13 protein-coding genes are annotated in these 15,554 nt (G+C 45.7%); 8 read left to right on the top strand and 5 right to left on the bottom strand.

Annotated elements, in window-relative coordinates:
• Positions 1–5: 5 nt before the first annotated feature.
• A complete protein-coding gene (locus M0413_RS03195) occupies positions 6–476 on the bottom strand; it encodes an NfeD family protein (RefSeq protein WP_055648046.1) in 471 nt (156 codons plus the stop codon).
• Positions 477–964: 488 nt separating this feature from the next.
• Between M0413_RS03195 and M0413_RS03190 the strand changes: the two genes are divergently transcribed.
• A complete protein-coding gene (locus tag M0413_RS03190; protein WP_055648047.1) occupies positions 965–1,717 on the top strand; it encodes an outer membrane protein OmpK in 753 nt (250 codons plus the stop codon).
• Positions 1,718–1,825: 108 nt separating this feature from the next.
• Here the strand turns inward: M0413_RS03190 and udp are convergent, their stop codons facing one another.
• Entirely contained in the window at positions 1,826–2,584 is a 759-nt protein-coding gene (gene udp, locus M0413_RS03185) for a uridine phosphorylase (protein ID WP_037422367.1), read from the bottom strand.
• A gap of 413 nt (positions 2,585–2,997) precedes the next feature.
• Here udp and M0413_RS03180 point away from each other — a divergent pair, with 413 nt between their 5' ends.
• A complete protein-coding gene (locus tag M0413_RS03180) occupies positions 2,998–3,210 on the top strand; it encodes an HP1242/YdcH family protein (protein WP_037428200.1) in 213 nt (70 codons plus the stop codon).
• A 62-nt stretch (positions 3,211–3,272) separates the two neighbouring features.
• On the opposite strand, the gene M0413_RS03175 is transcribed toward M0413_RS03180, so the two are convergent.
• Together M0413_RS03175 and M0413_RS03170 are read right to left on the bottom strand one after the other, a co-directional pair.
• The gene (locus M0413_RS03175; protein WP_037422364.1) at positions 3,273–4,448 is read right to left on the bottom strand and encodes a type III PLP-dependent enzyme; all 1,176 of its coding nucleotides are present in this window, start codon (positions 4,446–4,448) and stop codon (positions 3,273–3,275) included.
• Between the two features lie 418 nt (positions 4,449–4,866).
• Positions 4,867–5,349 (bottom strand): hypothetical protein, encoded by a 483-nt coding sequence (locus M0413_RS03170; RefSeq protein ID WP_037422362.1) that lies wholly within the window; start codon positions 5,347–5,349, stop codon positions 4,867–4,869.
• 236 nt (positions 5,350–5,585) lie between these two features.
• Between M0413_RS03170 and M0413_RS03165 the strand changes: the two genes are divergently transcribed.
• Positions 5,586–7,124 carry a tetratricopeptide repeat protein gene (locus M0413_RS03165; RefSeq protein ID WP_249553168.1) on the top strand — a complete coding sequence of 513 codons (1,539 nt, stop codon included), beginning with the start codon at positions 5,586–5,588 and terminating at the stop codon, positions 7,122–7,124.
• Positions 7,125–7,188: 64 nt separating this feature from the next.
• Here the strand turns inward: M0413_RS03165 and M0413_RS03160 are convergent, their stop codons facing one another.
• Positions 7,189–8,028 carry a LysR family transcriptional regulator gene (locus tag M0413_RS03160; protein ID WP_249553167.1) on the bottom strand — a complete coding sequence of 280 codons (840 nt, stop codon included), beginning with the start codon at positions 8,026–8,028 and terminating at the stop codon, positions 7,189–7,191.
• A gap of 159 nt (positions 8,029–8,187) precedes the next feature.
• Here M0413_RS03160 and M0413_RS03155 point away from each other — a divergent pair, with 159 nt between their 5' ends.
• The 5 genes from M0413_RS03155 to M0413_RS03135 all read left to right on the top strand — a co-directional run bounded on the left by M0413_RS03155 (position 8,188) and on the right by M0413_RS03135 (position 15,554).
• Positions 8,188–8,919 (top strand): SDR family oxidoreductase, encoded by a 732-nt coding sequence (locus M0413_RS03155; RefSeq protein WP_086902259.1) that lies wholly within the window; start codon positions 8,188–8,190, stop codon positions 8,917–8,919.
• 493 nt (positions 8,920–9,412) lie between these two features.
• Positions 9,413–9,742 (top strand): c-type cytochrome, encoded by a 330-nt coding sequence (locus M0413_RS03150; protein ID WP_011718452.1) that lies wholly within the window; start codon positions 9,413–9,415, stop codon positions 9,740–9,742.
• 178 nt (positions 9,743–9,920) lie between these two features.
• Positions 9,921–11,651, top strand: a complete 1,731-nt coding sequence (locus M0413_RS03145; protein WP_249553166.1) for a DUF3373 domain-containing protein — start codon at positions 9,921–9,923, stop codon at positions 11,649–11,651.
• A 47-nt stretch (positions 11,652–11,698) separates the two neighbouring features.
• Positions 11,699–13,087, top strand: coding sequence for a tetrathionate reductase family octaheme c-type cytochrome (locus M0413_RS03140; protein WP_249553164.1), 1,389 nt, complete (start codon positions 11,699–11,701; stop codon positions 13,085–13,087).
• Between the two features lie 817 nt (positions 13,088–13,904).
• A complete protein-coding gene (locus tag M0413_RS03135) occupies positions 13,905–15,554 on the top strand; it encodes an ABC transporter transmembrane domain-containing protein (RefSeq protein ID WP_037430692.1) in 1,650 nt (549 codons plus the stop codon).

Here is a 15,554-nt window from a genome sequence, read left to right as displayed (position 1 = left end):
ATCCTTTAGTTTTGAGACGTTGCCTGATGAACAGGCTCAACCACTAGGGCAATGTTTTCACGGCAGATAATCCTGACCTCAGAGCCCGCAGCAATGACACTACCATCCCCCAATGCGGGCCATTCGCTCCCTTGAAACTCGACTCTTCCTGTCGATTGTCCTGGGCCTATGGTTTGTTTCACTCGAGCGATTTGATTGTAGATATCAAGTTCTTCATCGGTGTTGTCCACATGGGAATCCCCACCGACCAATTTTTGTGTGACTTGCCGAAAGGCAAGCAATAGGACAATGGCCGACATAAACCACAGTGTCAGACTTTGAACTAGGCCTTCCACTAGGCCAATACCTAAGGCACCTGCGACCACTAAACAGGCGGCACCAAGAAGCACAACTATACCTCCGGGTATCACCAGTTCCGCTAGCATCAAGATAATCCCGATAATAGACCAGATGACAATCAGATTCGAAAACTCCATATTTCCCCCTGAAATGAGAGCATCCAGTGCAGCACTATAGCAGCAGAACAACAGACGCGCGACATAATATGTCATAAATTTATACGCCGATTTTTAAACGACAGCAAGGGAAATAACTGAAGCTGACTAATAGGCTGAATCGCTTTATAGGGAAAACGCTATGGGTTTCTGTTCTAAAATTAAGCACAATCAATTCAAAAAGTTAGCTTAAAACATCAACAAACAAGAATGAGAACAATAAATAATCATACAAAATCAATAAATTAAGCAAACACAAACCCACAATATGATTATGTGATTTTCACAACAACATTCGATAAAAACTTTGAATAATTGTAAATTTTTGCATATATTGCCCGCACTTTTGACCTAGCTCTCTGTCGGGGGTCGACTCAAGACACAACACCTGAGTCGCTTTGCCATACAGTGCACAGAGCAGGAACTGAGTACAACCTTATTAACCTCTACCCCTACAACAGGAAATAACAATGAAAAAGACATGCCTATGTCTAGCATTAATGCTTTCACCTCAAGCATTTGCTGGTGACTTAGTACAGTGGTGGGATTTCAGTGCAACCGCCCTTTATGGCGAAGACTACGACTTGGCTCCTTCGGACAAGCAAACGACAGTCACACTCGAAACCGCTGGTGCATGGAAATACGGTGATTGGTTTGCCTTCCAAGATTTTATCTATTTCAAAGGCGACCACACGGGCATGGATAGCACCACCTACGGAGAGATTTCACCGCGCTTTAGCGCGAGTAAAATCCTCGGCGAAAAGATTGCCTTCGGCCCAATTACCGATCTTTCATTAGCCCTCACCTACGAAGAAGGTGAAGGCCCTGTGCATAGCTTGCTCTATGGCTTAGGGGTCGATGTTGCCGTGCCTTACTTTACTTACCTTAACTTCAACACCTATCGTCGCGATGCGATGAGCTCAGGCAACATCAGTGATGGTTGGCAGTTCACCCCAGTATTCAGAATCGATATCCCTGTAGGGTCTGCTAACATCATTCTCGATGGCTTTATCGATTGGGTATTTGCAACAGACAACAGTGGTTATGAAGAGAACTTCCACTTTAACCCTCAGCTTAAATACGATTTAGGTAAGAGCCTATTTGGTGACCATAAGGCAAATAAACTGCTGGTAGGTATTGAGTACGATCTGTGGACCAATAAATACGGCGTGAAAGGTATCGACCAAGACACTTACTCTGTGATTGCTCAGTACCACTTCTAACAGTGACTGGCAAAAGTCAAAGTTAGTTTTGAAAATTAAAAAGGTGCCCAAGGCACCTTTTTTGTTATTGAGCCACTCGCTTTGCAGGGGAGTGATATTGAACCAAGATTACGCGAGTAACTTCTTAGCCGCTGCAACCACGATAGAAACCGCACTGACTTCGGTTTTCTTCATTGTTGCTTCATCAGGAATTTCTTGTTGAGTACGGTTTACGATCACACCCGCCACACAGGCAGCGCGCCAACCTTGAGTCGCACACATAGTAAATAGGGTAGCTGATTCCATTTCATAGTTCAGCACGCCCATTTCTTGCCACTCTTTCATTGAACCAGCAAAACGGCGGGTCACACGGCCAGTGACAGTGTCGTAACGCTCTTGACCTGGATAGAAGGTATCTGAAGATGCGGTAACACCAATATGCGGCTCAACACCCGCATCGCGGCACGCAGCAACCATAGCTGTGGTACATTCAAAGTTAGCCACCGCAGGGAACTCCATTGGTGCAAAGTGCAAACTTGCGCCATCTAAACGCACTGACGCTTGAGTCACAATCACATCACCCACATTCACATGGGGTTGAATCGCACCAGTAGTACCAACACGTAAGAAAGTATTCACGCCTAATTGCGCTAACTCTTCTACCGCAATCGATGTTGATGGACCACCGATACCGGTAGAACAAATCACCACTGGCTTACCATCAGCATACGCTAGGTAGCTGGTGTACTCGCGGTGGCTTGCAAGAAACGTTGGATTATCCATTAACTCAGCAATACGTTTTACACGCTCAGGATCGCCTGGCACAATCGCCAACGTAGCGCCATCGAGCATCGCTTTGGTCAAACCTAAATGAAATACATCAGCCATCGTGAAAACCCCTTTCATTTTTGATAGTAAAATTCTTATATAATCGACTTTAACCTAGTATCGAAGCGGTGAAGGTTAACTTGATCACAGAATTATCGGCAAGAAGAATTGTTCATCCGTAATGTAATTACCAAATCTATTACAGCTTGATCACAAAGATAGCAAATCTGTGATGCTTCTGTGAGCTTGTATCAATTACGTGGAATAAAGTGTGAGTCAGATCTGACTCAATCGCCACATCAAGCAATATAAAAGATATAGATCATTGATTTATAGCTGATTTGCTGAAATCACGCTTTAGTATTAACCTGTAGAAGGACAAATATTGATCCATATCACGTTTATTCATTATGCCTAAGGTTAGGGTTAAGACGAGACCAAAGCACAGTAGAAAGACGACAAGGAGAACGCCAATGTTTCCAGAGTACCGAGATCTGATTACCACCTTAAAGACCCAAGATGCTCATTTTCAACGTAAATTCAACGAGCACAATCAATTAGATGAGGAAATCAAACAACTGGAAAAACGTGTCGGTAGTGATTTCAATCCCGCAGTGAAAGAGCTCAAGAGCAAAAAACTCCACTTAAAAGAAGAGATCTATCAAATTCTCAAATCCCACAGCTAAGCTGCTATCACGGGAAAAACTAAGGGCGCCGCAGCGCCCTTTTTGTTGCTATCTAAGACCGATTACAAATAGTAATCCTTCAGTGGTGGGAAGCCATTAAAACACACCGCTGAATAAGTCGTGGTGTAAGCACCGGCGGTTAACCAGTACATACGGTCTCCAATCGCTAGGTCATTCGGTAAACCATAGCTGTAGTGCTCATACATAATGTCGGCGCTGTCGCAGGTTGGGCCAGCAATCACGCACTTATCCAGCTCACCCTGTTTATGGGTGTAGATTGGGAATTTAATTGCCTCATCCATGGTTTCGATTAAACCAGAGAACTTACCCACATCGGTAAACACCCAACGCTCTAATGCGGTGTAGGATTTCTTACTGATCAACACCACCTCAGACACCAACACCCCAGCGTTAGAGATCAGCGAACGACCCGGCTCCAAAATAATTTGGGGAAGATCATCACCAAAATCTTCCTTCAGGAAGTGAGTGATTTGCTCAGCATAGACACCGAGTTGATTGGTTTTGTCGATATAATTCGCAGGGAAACCGCCCCCCATGTTGATCATCTTCAATACAATATTGTGCTCATCGCGCAAACGATCGAATATACTTTTCACTTTACCAATCGCCGAATCCCAAGCACCGATATCACGCTGCTGTGATCCCACGTGGAATGAAATACCGTAGGGTTCTAAGCCGAGTTCCTTCGCCAACACTAACAGCTCATAAGCCATCTCATTTTGGCAACCAAACTTACGAGACAGTGGCCAATCGGCGGTGTCTGTGCCTTCGGTCAGGATACGCACATAGATGCGTGAACCTGGTGCTTCTTCGGCGATCATACGTAAGTCAGCTTCAGAATCCGATGCATACATACGCACGCCACGCTCATAAAAAGCACGTACATCTTGGCGCTTTTTAATGGTATTGCCATAGCTAACACGGTCAGCTGTAACGCCGACATTCATAACCATATCTAGCTCATAAATCGAGGCAATATCAAAGTTTGACCCTTTATTTTTTAGTAACGTCAGGATCTCAGCCGCAGGGTTTGCCTTAACTGCATAATAAACATTGGCATAAGGAAAACTATTAACCATGTCATCGTATTGTTTCGCAATGATACTGGTATCAATCACTACGAACGGGGTCGCTTTATCCTTCGCAAACTCTTCAATACGTTTGAAGGTTTGAGCATCATAATAGTCAGCAACATCAATAGATTGAAATTGGCTCATTGGGCCAGAGTCTCCTTTGGGTCAGATGATAAAAAGTCGTTATGTGTCTTAAAAACGTGCGCAGTAAACGCTATTTTTTTAGTTAACGCAACGAATTTTTATGCTTAATAACTAACTTTTTATTCCAACAAATATTAAGCCGAGTTGGACCTAAAAAAACTATTTTTAAAACAAATAATTATGCATAAGAGTTCAGCAAAGAATCTTAAGCTTTATTAACGCTAAAAATGAATTTTTTAAGATGGCAGCCCGCTTTAGCTAAGGGCAGATTATCAGGGAGAAAACGATAGGATGAACCTTAAGTTCCACGGCGTAGTAATACCGAGCGAGAAAACACATCTGTAGTGTTATATAAGGATTAGTCAGATATAAAAGAGGGGAAATCTCTCCCCCTCAGATAGGGCGTAGTCCTACGACTTTATTGCTGTGACTCATTTAATTTGACTAAGGCTTGGCCTAGGGCTTCGCTGGAGTCAAAGTAAGCAATATCTTGAATATTGAGATTATCCAATAAAATCATGGTTGCCATATCTTTGGTATCGGGCAATAGGCGGCTAATCTGCCCTTCCCTGTCTAAACCAATGGCAAAAGGCAGTTCCTGCATTTGTGGTACAGCCACAAATTTGGCTATCAGCGATGGCATACCACTGATATCAGCCACATAAACTAAATGCGCAGGAAACTTATCCCCCGTTAAAGGCGTTAGAGTTTCTTTAATGATATCGCCACCTTTCATGCTACGACTAAAGAGCACTACTTTGGTTTGTTCGGTAACACTGACCGCCTTATCATTTTGATCTTGCAATGAAATAGGACTTATCGCGTCTCCCGCTACATAACTTGTAGCCAACGCCATCATGGGAGTGAAAAGGAAGGACAGGCACAACAACAGCTTTCTCATAAACACTTAGCTCCATTTTAGATACGGGCAATAGCATACCCGAGTCTGGTAACCTGCTCATTTAATCCGAGCTATTACATGATACGCTTCACAATGCATCACGAATACGTCTTTAAAAGACGTCCACTCACATGGGATATATCAGACTTAGCGACCTAACTTCAAACACTACACTTGCAATTTTAGTCTGTTACAAGTTTACTGTGCTGCCAAAATATCGATAGTGACGGAATACTATGTTGTTGATACTTATCATTATAGCCTTTATCGTACTCTTTGTTTTTTTCGCAAAGTACCAAAAAAAGAAGATTCAAGCCGAAGCGCTTGCCGCAGGGGAACCCTCGGCGCTACTCAATCATGGACTCACATTAATCAATCAGGGCGAAGTCAACTCAGGCCTAAACTATATTCAGCAAGCCGTTGATAAGGGATTTGCCGTGGCCGCCATTGCCATGGCCGAGCTGTATTCGGGTCGATTCCTACAAGTCCCCGCCGATCCCAAGGCATCTGAATATTGGTATCGAAAAGCCGCCGAGATCGATCCGCAATATTTACCCATGCTCACCCTAACTAGCTTGGTCGCCACAGAGGCACAAACACCCGAGCAGTTACGCGAACAGGTAGAACAGCTCAAAACTAGTGCTGAAGCGGGGCAAGTCGAGTTTCAATATGAGCTCGCCTATTTGTATCTCAGACAACCCTTTCTCGATCCCGATGCAAGCCAAGCCATTTACTGGTTCGAAAAGGCGGCTGCCCAAGGAAACCAAGATGCCTATTACCACTTAGGTACACTCTACTGGCATGATGAACGTGTCACGCCCGACTATAGCAAAGCGCGGGAATACTTTGAGAAAGCCGTCGCCGCCGGTGATGAACTCGCAAAAGATAACCTAGGCCATATGCTAGCCGCAGGCCAAGGTGGCCCCAAGGATCTCGTCCGTGCCGAAGCCCTACTCAGCGAATATGCCGCAGAAAATGATTTTCGCCAGTATTACCTAGGCAAACGTTTCCTCTATGGTGAAGATTTTGCCGTCGACTACGGCAAGGCCCGCCACTGGCTAGAAAAATCCTGCGCCGCTGATAATGTCTTTGCCAAATTAGCGCTGGCACACCTTAAACTACTCGACCCACAAACGGATAATGACTACCAGCAGGCAAGAACAGAATTCGAGACTCTGGCATCCCAGTGGCAAGAAGAAGCCCTATTCGGTCTAGGTAAAATCTACGAGGAAGGCTTAGGCGTATCACGCCAACCGATTAAAGCCTTAATGTATTACCAACTGGCGGCCATGAGCCATATTACTGACTATCAAGACGCATATGAGAAGCTCAGTAAGCGCTTGGGCACCCTAGAGATCCGCGAAGCCCAAAACCTGTGTAATAACTTTCTACATCAACATCCTATCCCCGATGAGCAGCAAACTTATTACTACCTTAACCAAGCAGAAATCTGCCGCAAGGGTGAACATCCGAGCCGCGAAGCGCTGCAAACCGCAGAGACTTGGTACCGTAAAGCTGCCGACTTGGGCAGCCAAGATGGCATGCAAGCCCTCGTTGATATCAACCGCCATGAGTCGATTGATAAACCGGTTCAGACATATATTTGGTCGAGCATATTACTGCGCAACTTTGGCAAATACGGGATGAATAGCGATCAGCTTTTGTATCAGCAACAGGCTCAATCCCGCTTAACAGAGTCCGAGTTGTTGTATGCCCAAGATGAAATCGAGAGGATTGAAACTCAGCTAGCACCTTACTTACAGAGTAATGAATAAGGATTAAATTGCTGATTACTAGGGTTTAGCCGTTTGGCCAAACCCTATTATTAAAAACCACGGCTTAAGCCGTGGTTTTGCTCAAATGCCGCAGCAATGTTGCCAACGTAGGCGCAACGGTTTGATGGGATGGATAACACAAACCAATACGGCGAAACATCCGAGGCCCATCGAATTTAATCTGTTTAAGCCGAGGCTCGTCTTCGATTAATCCATCGGGGAGAAAACTCACTCCAAATCCCGCCAGAACCAGCGACATCACTAAAGACTTAGATTCCGCCTTCGCCACCAAATTGAGCGACAAATTGCTGCAGGCGAGTAAGCCTATGGTTTGCTGGTGCGCCTCGCAGGGTGGGCACTCAATAAAGTCATACAGGCTTAACTCTTCGGGGCGAATACTGCTAACCCGGGCCAGTGAATGCTCACTCGGCACACACAGCACATAGTCCTCCTCCCACAGCGGAAAAAACACTTCATCCTCATGGCGTAAACTGTCTAAAGTTAACCTGCAATCCGCAGGGCTTTGATAATCCACTAGCTCTAAATCTAAATGGCTAATCGCCTGATTGATTTGAGTTAATAACCCTGCAAGACGACGCTGACTCAGATCGGGCATCACGGCTAAGCGCAGCTTTTGTCGACTCGCTTTTGCCATAAATAGAGCGGGTAATTTACTGGCTTCCTCCACCAACTTAACCGCCAGTGGATAAAGATAGTGGGCACTATCCAAAGCTTTTACGCCCTTTTTACTGCGCTCGAATAAGGCGCCGCCAAGCTCTTCCTCTAACTGTTTAAGCCCAGCGGAAAGCGAGGGTTGACTCACATAACAACGTGTTGCCGCCGCGGTAATATTGTTTTCTTCATAAATTGCGATAAAAAAGCGTAATAAGCGTAAATCTACCATCAGCCTTCACCAGTCTGCCCAGCATATGTCATAGGAAAATCCTATCATATCCAGTGGGAATAAGTATTTTCCAGCCTAAAAATCCCCATCTATACTGATGAACAAGCTAGATATTGCTCAATTAACCATATTCTTCGCAGATAAAGATAGGAAACTCAAATGACAAAGCCCAATAAATCCCTCGTTGTGATCACAGGCGCTTCATCTGGTATTGGCGCAGCTATCGCTAAAAGTTTTAGTGCTGCCGGACACCCACTCTTACTGTTAGCGCGCCGCGTCGAGGCAATGCAAGCCCTTGCTTTACCAAACAGTTTATCCATCAGCGTTGATGTAACCGATGCAGACGCTATCAAGGCGGCGATTAATCAAGCGGAAGCACAGTTTGGCCCCGTAGGCTGCCTTATCAACAACGCTGGCGTCATGTTGCTTGGGCAAATTGATACTCAAGATCCTAACGAATGGAGTCGCATGCTCAATATCAATGTGATGGGCGTACTCAATGGTATCCATGCGGTTTTAGCCGGAATGAAGGCCCGCAAAACAGGCACCATTATCAACATCAGCTCAGTGGCGGGACGTAAGACCTTCCCCAACCATGCGGCTTATTGCGCGACTAAATTTGCCGTGCATGCCTTAACCGAAAACATCCGCGAAGAAGTGGCAATGGACGATGTACGCCTAATCACTATTGCACCAGGAGCGGTCGAGACAGAACTCTTAAGCCACACCACGGATGATGCTATCAAAGCGGGTTACCATGATTGGAAAACACAAATGGGCGGGGTGATTGCCCCCGAAAACGTTGCCGCAGCAGCATTATTTGCTTGGCAACAGCCGCAAAATGTCTGTGTACGTGAGATAGTGTTAGCGCCGACACGCCAGCAACCTTAAGCGACTTACTTGGCGCGACCTCGCCAGAATCATGGGTGAAACGCAGTGTGCGAGTGCCGCTGCGTTAAAAAATTTAAAACTCAGTCAAGCGTTATCAACACCTAGTAGACAAAATCTCCCCCTCCATACAGCGAAAATGGAGCTAAATCATTCCGAATAACTACTTTAGATATTGCAAATTTTACAAAGTGTTAACTCGATCACTATCCATTTTCAGACCTTTACAACCTTAAATTCACTCTATTACACAAAACACTAATTTAGCTGTAAAAACAACCTGTTGTTTTTGAAAATGTAAATATCTGTCAAAGTCACTCCCTCATCAGTCAATTAGATTTTTATCAATGAAATTTTTATCAATTAGATTTTTTTAATGGAAGTGATATACCTCAAATAAACATCCCATCACCTTTGATAAATTTATTCACAAGGTGGAAGCAATAGCCACATTCCACCAACAAAGTCATGTGAATGACAATTAAGAAAGGATGAGATGATGAAAACTTCAACTAAGATCGCAATTGCCGTCGCACTAATTAGCAGCTTAGGCCTTCAAGCCTATGCCGCCGAAGGGGGTAATCCTAAAAAAGGGAAACACCTCTATAAAAAAGAATGTAAAGCCTGCCATAGCCAAGGTGGTGAAGGTGGCGAGCTAACCCCAATGAGCAAAACCATGAGCCAATGGGATCGCTTCTTCGACAAAGATAAACACAAACTCAAACCTGAGGTATTCAACGGCCTCACCGAGCAAGATCTCAAAGATATACAGCAATTTCTGTATGACCATGCCGCCGACTCGGAGCAACCGCAAACCTGCGGTTAATTGCTGCTAAGCCTAAATCAAAGGGATAACTGCAGGCCTGCAACTGTAAGTTAACCCATTGAAATAAAAACCAAGCCCAATAAGAGAAAAATGGGGAGCACACCTCAGGGCCTCCTGTTGGGTAAATTTGGCACAGAGCCTTGAGCCAGTGCCAGCGGAACACTCAGGGAGAAACCCTATGCGTACACGTACACTCATTTCGATATTGGTTGCTAATGCGCTGTTTATGTCCGGCCAAACCTTTGCCGAAGCCAACGAAACGCCAGCCGACACCCCAAAAATGGCCGAGCTGAAACAACAGCTTGCCGATATCACCGAACAACTCGATGATCTCAATAGCCGTGTCGATAAAACCGAACGCCACACCTCGTTAGACCGCCTTGAAATCACTGGCGACTTTAGAACCAAGGCCCACTCACTGCATTACCGCGATGTTGTTTGGAACCCCGCCATTAAGGTGGACTTTAATGACTTTGGCGCCAAGGCCATGTCCGGCGCCTTTGGGATGCCAAACGATCCTAACTCGCCACTCGGCCAGATGATGCAAGCCAATCCCGATCTGGCCGCCGCCTTTCAAAATGGCATGTTACAGGGCGTCATGCCCTACGTACTGGCACAGCAAAATATCCAAGATATTGATAATGATATCTTTTATACCACTCGCCTGCGGTTAAATCTTAAGGCCAAGGTATGGGATAACGTCAGCTTTGCCGGTCGTCTGAGCATGTACAAAAACTGGGGCGACTCCACCGGCGTACAAGTGTTCGACTCTTGGCGCTCATTCACAATGGATGGCACCAGCAGCGGCAACACCAGTGGTGACTGGCTGCGGGTCGAGCGCGCCTATTTCGACTGGAAAAACATCAACGGCTCCGAGTTTTACCTCTCCATTGGCCGCCGCCCATCTACCTATGGCCCACCAAGCCACTACCGTGAAAACGAACTGCGTGGCGGTACGCCTTCAGGCCATTTAGTTAACTTTAACTTCGACGGTGCCACCTTAGGCTACAACCTAGGGGAAATCACTGGCGTTGAGGGGCAAGTGGTTCGCTTCTGTTATGGCCAAGGCTTTGAATCCCAATGGGGTAATGGCGAAATGTTTGGCGATATCGTTACCAAAGATACTCATCTCGGTGGCTTTAATATCGATGCTATTAACGATGGTACTAACTTCCTGCAATTCACCCTGTTTGGTGCCAAAGACGTCAACGATGGCTTTAAAGGCACAATGGCCTTCCCGACCCAACTGGCAGGCATTTTTGCCCCCACCATGTACCAAGATATGCAAAAGTTTGACAACTTTAACTTTGTCACCCGAGTGCAACCTAGCGGCGTCATTGGTGATATGTACCTTGGCGGCATTGGCTTTGCACGGGAAGAAGCTAACGATATCAAATGGTTTGCGTCACTAGGCTGGACGCGCGCAGAGCCAAATGGCAATGCCGGCATGTTCGGCGGCATGTTATCCGATGCGGTGTTTGAAGCTGAGCTCAACAGCACAGGGACCGAAATCATCATGGTGCCGAAAACCAGCGATGATACCGATACTAAAGATGGTTATGGCATCTATGTGGGTATTCAAATCCCCGCCCCCTACGGCAAATTCGGTTTGGAATATAACTATGGTTCCGAATACTGGACGCCCTTCACCCAAGCTCAAGATGACCCTATTGGCAGCAAGTTAGCCACCCGTGGCCACGTAGGCGAAGCCTATTACATCTTTGATATCAATCCCAAGATGTTTATCAAACTGGCCGGACTCTACTACGACTACGAATACACAGGTAGCGGCACGCCTGTGGGCGCACCACAAAAAATCGATGACGTGTTAGCGGGCTCAGCCTACTCAATGCTGCCGGTAGTCGATAAGGCCTTCGATGTGAACGCCTCACTAACTATTAACTTCTAACCTAGACGCCATTCAGCCCTCGGTATCACCGAGGGCAGGAGTACAGAATGAAAAAACTCATTGTTATTGCCTTGGCGGGTATGGCGTTGCATGCGCAGGCCGCTAATCCCCATAAAGAGGTCCTTAAAGGCCCCTTCGCAACCGGTTCTGAAGTCACGACTCAGTGCCTAACCTGCCACGAAGAACAAGCCACAGATATGATGAAAACCTCCCACTGGACATGGGAATTAGAACAAAAGCTCCCCGATAGAACCGTATTACGCGGTAAGAAAAACAGTATCAATAACTTCTGTGTGTCGATTTCCAGCAACGAGCCTCGCTGCACTAGCTGCCATGCAGGTTATGGCTGGAAGGACAGTAACTTTGATTTTAAAGACAAAACCAAAGTGGATTGCCTTGTCTGCCACGACACCACTGGCACCTATGTGAAAGATCCCGCCGGTGCAGGTGAACCCATGGCAAAACTCGATCTGGCGAAGATCGCGCAAAACGTGGGTGAACCCGTGCGGGATAACTGCGGTAGCTGCCATTTCTATGGTGGCGGTGGTGATGCGGTCAAGCACGGGGATCTCGACTCTTCTATGGCCTATCCCGATAAAGCCACCGATGTGCATATGGACAGCGACGGCAATAACTTCCAATGCCAAAACTGTCATACCACTGAAAAACATAAAATTTCGGGTAATGCTATGGGGGTATCTCCAGGCGGTATCGACCATATAGGTTGTGAGAACTGCCACGAGAGCGCGCCGCACAGCAACAAAAAGCTCAATACCCATACCGCAACCGTGGCCTGCCAAACCTGCCATATTCCATTCTTCGCTAAGAATGAGCCCACCAAAATGCACTGGGATTGGTCAACTGCGGGTGATGATAAACCTGAGACCGTAGATCAATACGGCAAACACACCTATCAGAAGAAAAAGGGTGACTTTGTGTGGGAAAAAATGGTCAAGCCACAGTACGCTTGGTACAACGGCACCGCAAACGCTTATATGGCGGGGGACAAGATGGACCCGAAAGTCGTCACCAAGCTGACCTACCCTATGGGCGACATTAACGACGCTAAAGCCAAGATTTATCCCTTTAAGGTACATACAGGTAAGCAGATTTACGACAAAAAACTCAATATCTTTATCACCCCGAAAACCTACGGCAAAGGCGGATATTGGAGCGAGTTTGATTGGAATTTAGCGGCGAAACTGGGTATGGAAGCCAATCCAACTATGTTGGAAAAAGGCATCAAATACAGTGGTGAATATGACTTTGCTGCCACTGAAATGTGGTGGCGTATCAACCATATGGTATCACCAAAGGAACAAGCCCTTAACTGTAATGACTGCCACAACAAAGGCACTCGTCTAGATTGGCAAGCCTTGGGCTATCAAGGCGACCCGATGAAAAACAAACAAGGCCCTAAACACAAACAACAATAATCGTACTGACTCGCTGAAAGCCTATCCGAGGCTAAAGCGATTATCGCTTCCCTGCAACCTTCGAGAGCTGATGCCGTTGGCTAAGCTCTCTTTTTACCTCACAACATCGCCTTAATTCGAGCTAATAGATGAGTAGATGCAACCAACAAATTCGTGACTTGCCTGAGTGAGTATGATGTCACCACCGCAAGACTTACATTTTATCTCACCCTACGGCGTTCAAGACCGTTGAATCCTAGAGTGTTACGACATACGGCTAGATGAATTGGTTATCTTTATAAATTGCGGTCAGTGGACAAAACTAGAGTCAAAGGTTTTCTGTTTAAAGAGACGTTCTCATTCAGCGGTAGAAGTCACAATAGTGTCTAAACGAGGCATTTCCAGTCGTTGTCGAGTTGATTAAGTCATATACCTTTGAAATTGAGTTGCAAGCCTCTTCTAATCAAATCTAGCGCGATAACGCTATTAGCCATGATGCAATACCCGCCTTTTGCTAGCACCAATCCGAATGCAAACCCGACGAGAAAAATAATCGCCTACTTTATTTTGCACCATGACTTGTTCATCCCCCACTATCACTACAAACCATGATGAAACTGTCTAACATCACTGAAAACACCATAACAACAGTAAACACGAGAAAAGCAAAACATTAACAATTATTCAAAATCAACATATTAAGACTAAGCTAAATAAGTAATAAAATTCACTTACTTGATGTTGTACACAACAAATTGTTAATGATAGTGTTAATTAGGATGTAGTTGCGGTTCTGATTTTCGTGATGAATGTAATGCTATATTAAGGTGTATGAAACATGATCGAATCTTTACGTCTATTGGCACAGCACAAATCATTTTCCGAGCTTTTGCTTTCATCCACCCTGATTAATGTGCTGTCACTGGCATTACCATTCACCATGCTACAAATCTATGACCGGATTTTACCCAATGAAGCCTATGGCACTGCCAGTGTATTAGCAATTGGCGTTGGGATCGCCATACTACTAGAGCTATTGTTGCGCTATACACGCAGTTGGTTGCTTGCTCTCAATGCTTCAAATTATGAACTGCAAACCACCACTCAATTTGTCGACCGACTAATGAAGGCGGATTACCATCACGTTGAGCAATTAGGATCAGGCAAAATACTCCAAGGTATCACCAGTATTGCAACCATGCGGGAGATTTACTCAGGGCAAGCTGCTGTTGCCTTAATGGATTTTCCATTTGTTATCATATTTTTAGCCTTAGTTGCCTATATTGGTGGGCCTTTAGTCTTTATCCCCATACTGGTTTGGGGGATAGCAGGCATTGGCGTGTGGCAAATAGGCAAAAAACTCTCCGTCGCCACCCGAGAACTCGCCATCAGCGATGATGAACGAACCCGTTTACTCATTTTAGTCTTATCAGGCTTAACGACTGCAAAGTCCCTAGCATTAGAATCGCGAATTACTTATGCCTACAAAAAAATCAACTACCAAAGGTTAGCGCAGCAAAATGAGGTTGATTGGCTATCATCCAAGTTACAAGAATGGATCCAAGGAGCCTCGCAGGCCACCACACTGGCACTGGTGCTGATTGGCTGTTTTGAAGTCTTAAATGGCGATCTAACAACAGGGGGATTAGCGGCATGTTCAATCCTTGCAGGCAGAGCCGTAGCGCCCTTAAGTGCAATCGGCAGTTTAAAAGCAAAGTTTGTTACCGCTCAGTCTGCGATGCAGGATGTTAATGAAATCATAGCCTCGCCGCCAGAATCCTTGAATGGCACTCAGGTTTACCACCAAAAATTACCCTCTGGCCCTATTGAATTTGAACAGGTATCAGCACAACAAACGGGGGCAAAGCTTAAGCACATTAACCTGACTATCCCCGCGGGTAGCCTTGTCACTGTCACTTCAAATCCACTCACACATGCCAGTTTATTATTAAGTACCGTGGGCGGTTATCATCAAGTATCTGAGGGGACGATCAAAATCGACTCCATCCCACTGACTGAACATGACCCGCTTGAGTATCGTCAATCTATTAGCTATGTGCCGCCATGGGCAACGTTATTTGCAGGATCGATTTTGGATAACCTGACTCTGTTTCGCCATGAGCGAGAAGCCTATGCCATGGTTCTCGCAGACAAACTGGGCTTATCTGCCACGATTGCGCAGTTACCTGCGGGTTATCAAACCTTAGTGGGTAATAATGACAACCAAATGCTCAATCAAGGGGCTATCAAACTCATCACCATTGTCAGAGCGCTTGCACAATCCCCTTCGATACTGTTACTCGACGAGCCTATGGTCTCCCTCGATGCAGACTCCCAGCAACGCCTACTCGCTTTGTTACTCGAACTCAAAAACCACATAACCCTCATTGTGGCCTCCTATTTTACGGAAATTACGGCGATCAGTGACTATCGTATCCATATTTCATCGCAAGGGGATGCAACTATGTCGTCAAATGGGGAACTTTAG

The organism is Shewanella sp. 8A, from assembly GCF_023475945.1.
Classification (GTDB): domain Bacteria; phylum Pseudomonadota; class Gammaproteobacteria; order Enterobacterales; family Shewanellaceae; genus Shewanella; species Shewanella xiamenensis.
Note: the sequence above shows the minus strand (reverse complement) of the source record. Positions and strands in the feature narration are given on the sequence as shown.

Coding starts and splice junctions, on each gene's coding strand:
- M0413_RS03195 (WP_055648046.1), bottom strand. CDS start 476: ATGGAGTTTTCGAATCTGATTGTCATCTGGTCTATTATCGGGATTATC.
- M0413_RS03190 (WP_055648047.1), top strand. CDS start 965: ATGAAAAAGACATGCCTATGTCTAGCATTAATGCTTTCACCTCAAGCA.
- udp (WP_037422367.1), bottom strand. CDS start 2,584: ATGGCTGATGTATTTCATTTAGGTTTGACCAAAGCGATGCTCGATGGC.
- M0413_RS03180 (WP_037428200.1), top strand. CDS start 2,998: ATGTTTCCAGAGTACCGAGATCTGATTACCACCTTAAAGACCCAAGAT.
- M0413_RS03175 (WP_037422364.1), bottom strand. CDS start 4,448: ATGAGCCAATTTCAATCTATTGATGTTGCTGACTATTATGATGCTCAA.
- M0413_RS03170 (WP_037422362.1), bottom strand. CDS start 5,349: ATGAGAAAGCTGTTGTTGTGCCTGTCCTTCCTTTTCACTCCCATGATG.
- M0413_RS03165 (WP_249553168.1), top strand. CDS start 5,586: ATGTTGTTGATACTTATCATTATAGCCTTTATCGTACTCTTTGTTTTT.
- M0413_RS03160 (WP_249553167.1), bottom strand. CDS start 8,028: ATGGTAGATTTACGCTTATTACGCTTTTTTATCGCAATTTATGAAGAA.
- M0413_RS03155 (WP_086902259.1), top strand. CDS start 8,188: ATGACAAAGCCCAATAAATCCCTCGTTGTGATCACAGGCGCTTCATCT.
- M0413_RS03150 (WP_011718452.1), top strand. CDS start 9,413: ATGATGAAAACTTCAACTAAGATCGCAATTGCCGTCGCACTAATTAGC.
- M0413_RS03145 (WP_249553166.1), top strand. CDS start 9,921: ATGCGTACACGTACACTCATTTCGATATTGGTTGCTAATGCGCTGTTT.
- M0413_RS03140 (WP_249553164.1), top strand. CDS start 11,699: ATGAAAAAACTCATTGTTATTGCCTTGGCGGGTATGGCGTTGCATGCG.
- M0413_RS03135 (WP_037430692.1), top strand. CDS start 13,905: ATGATCGAATCTTTACGTCTATTGGCACAGCACAAATCATTTTCCGAG.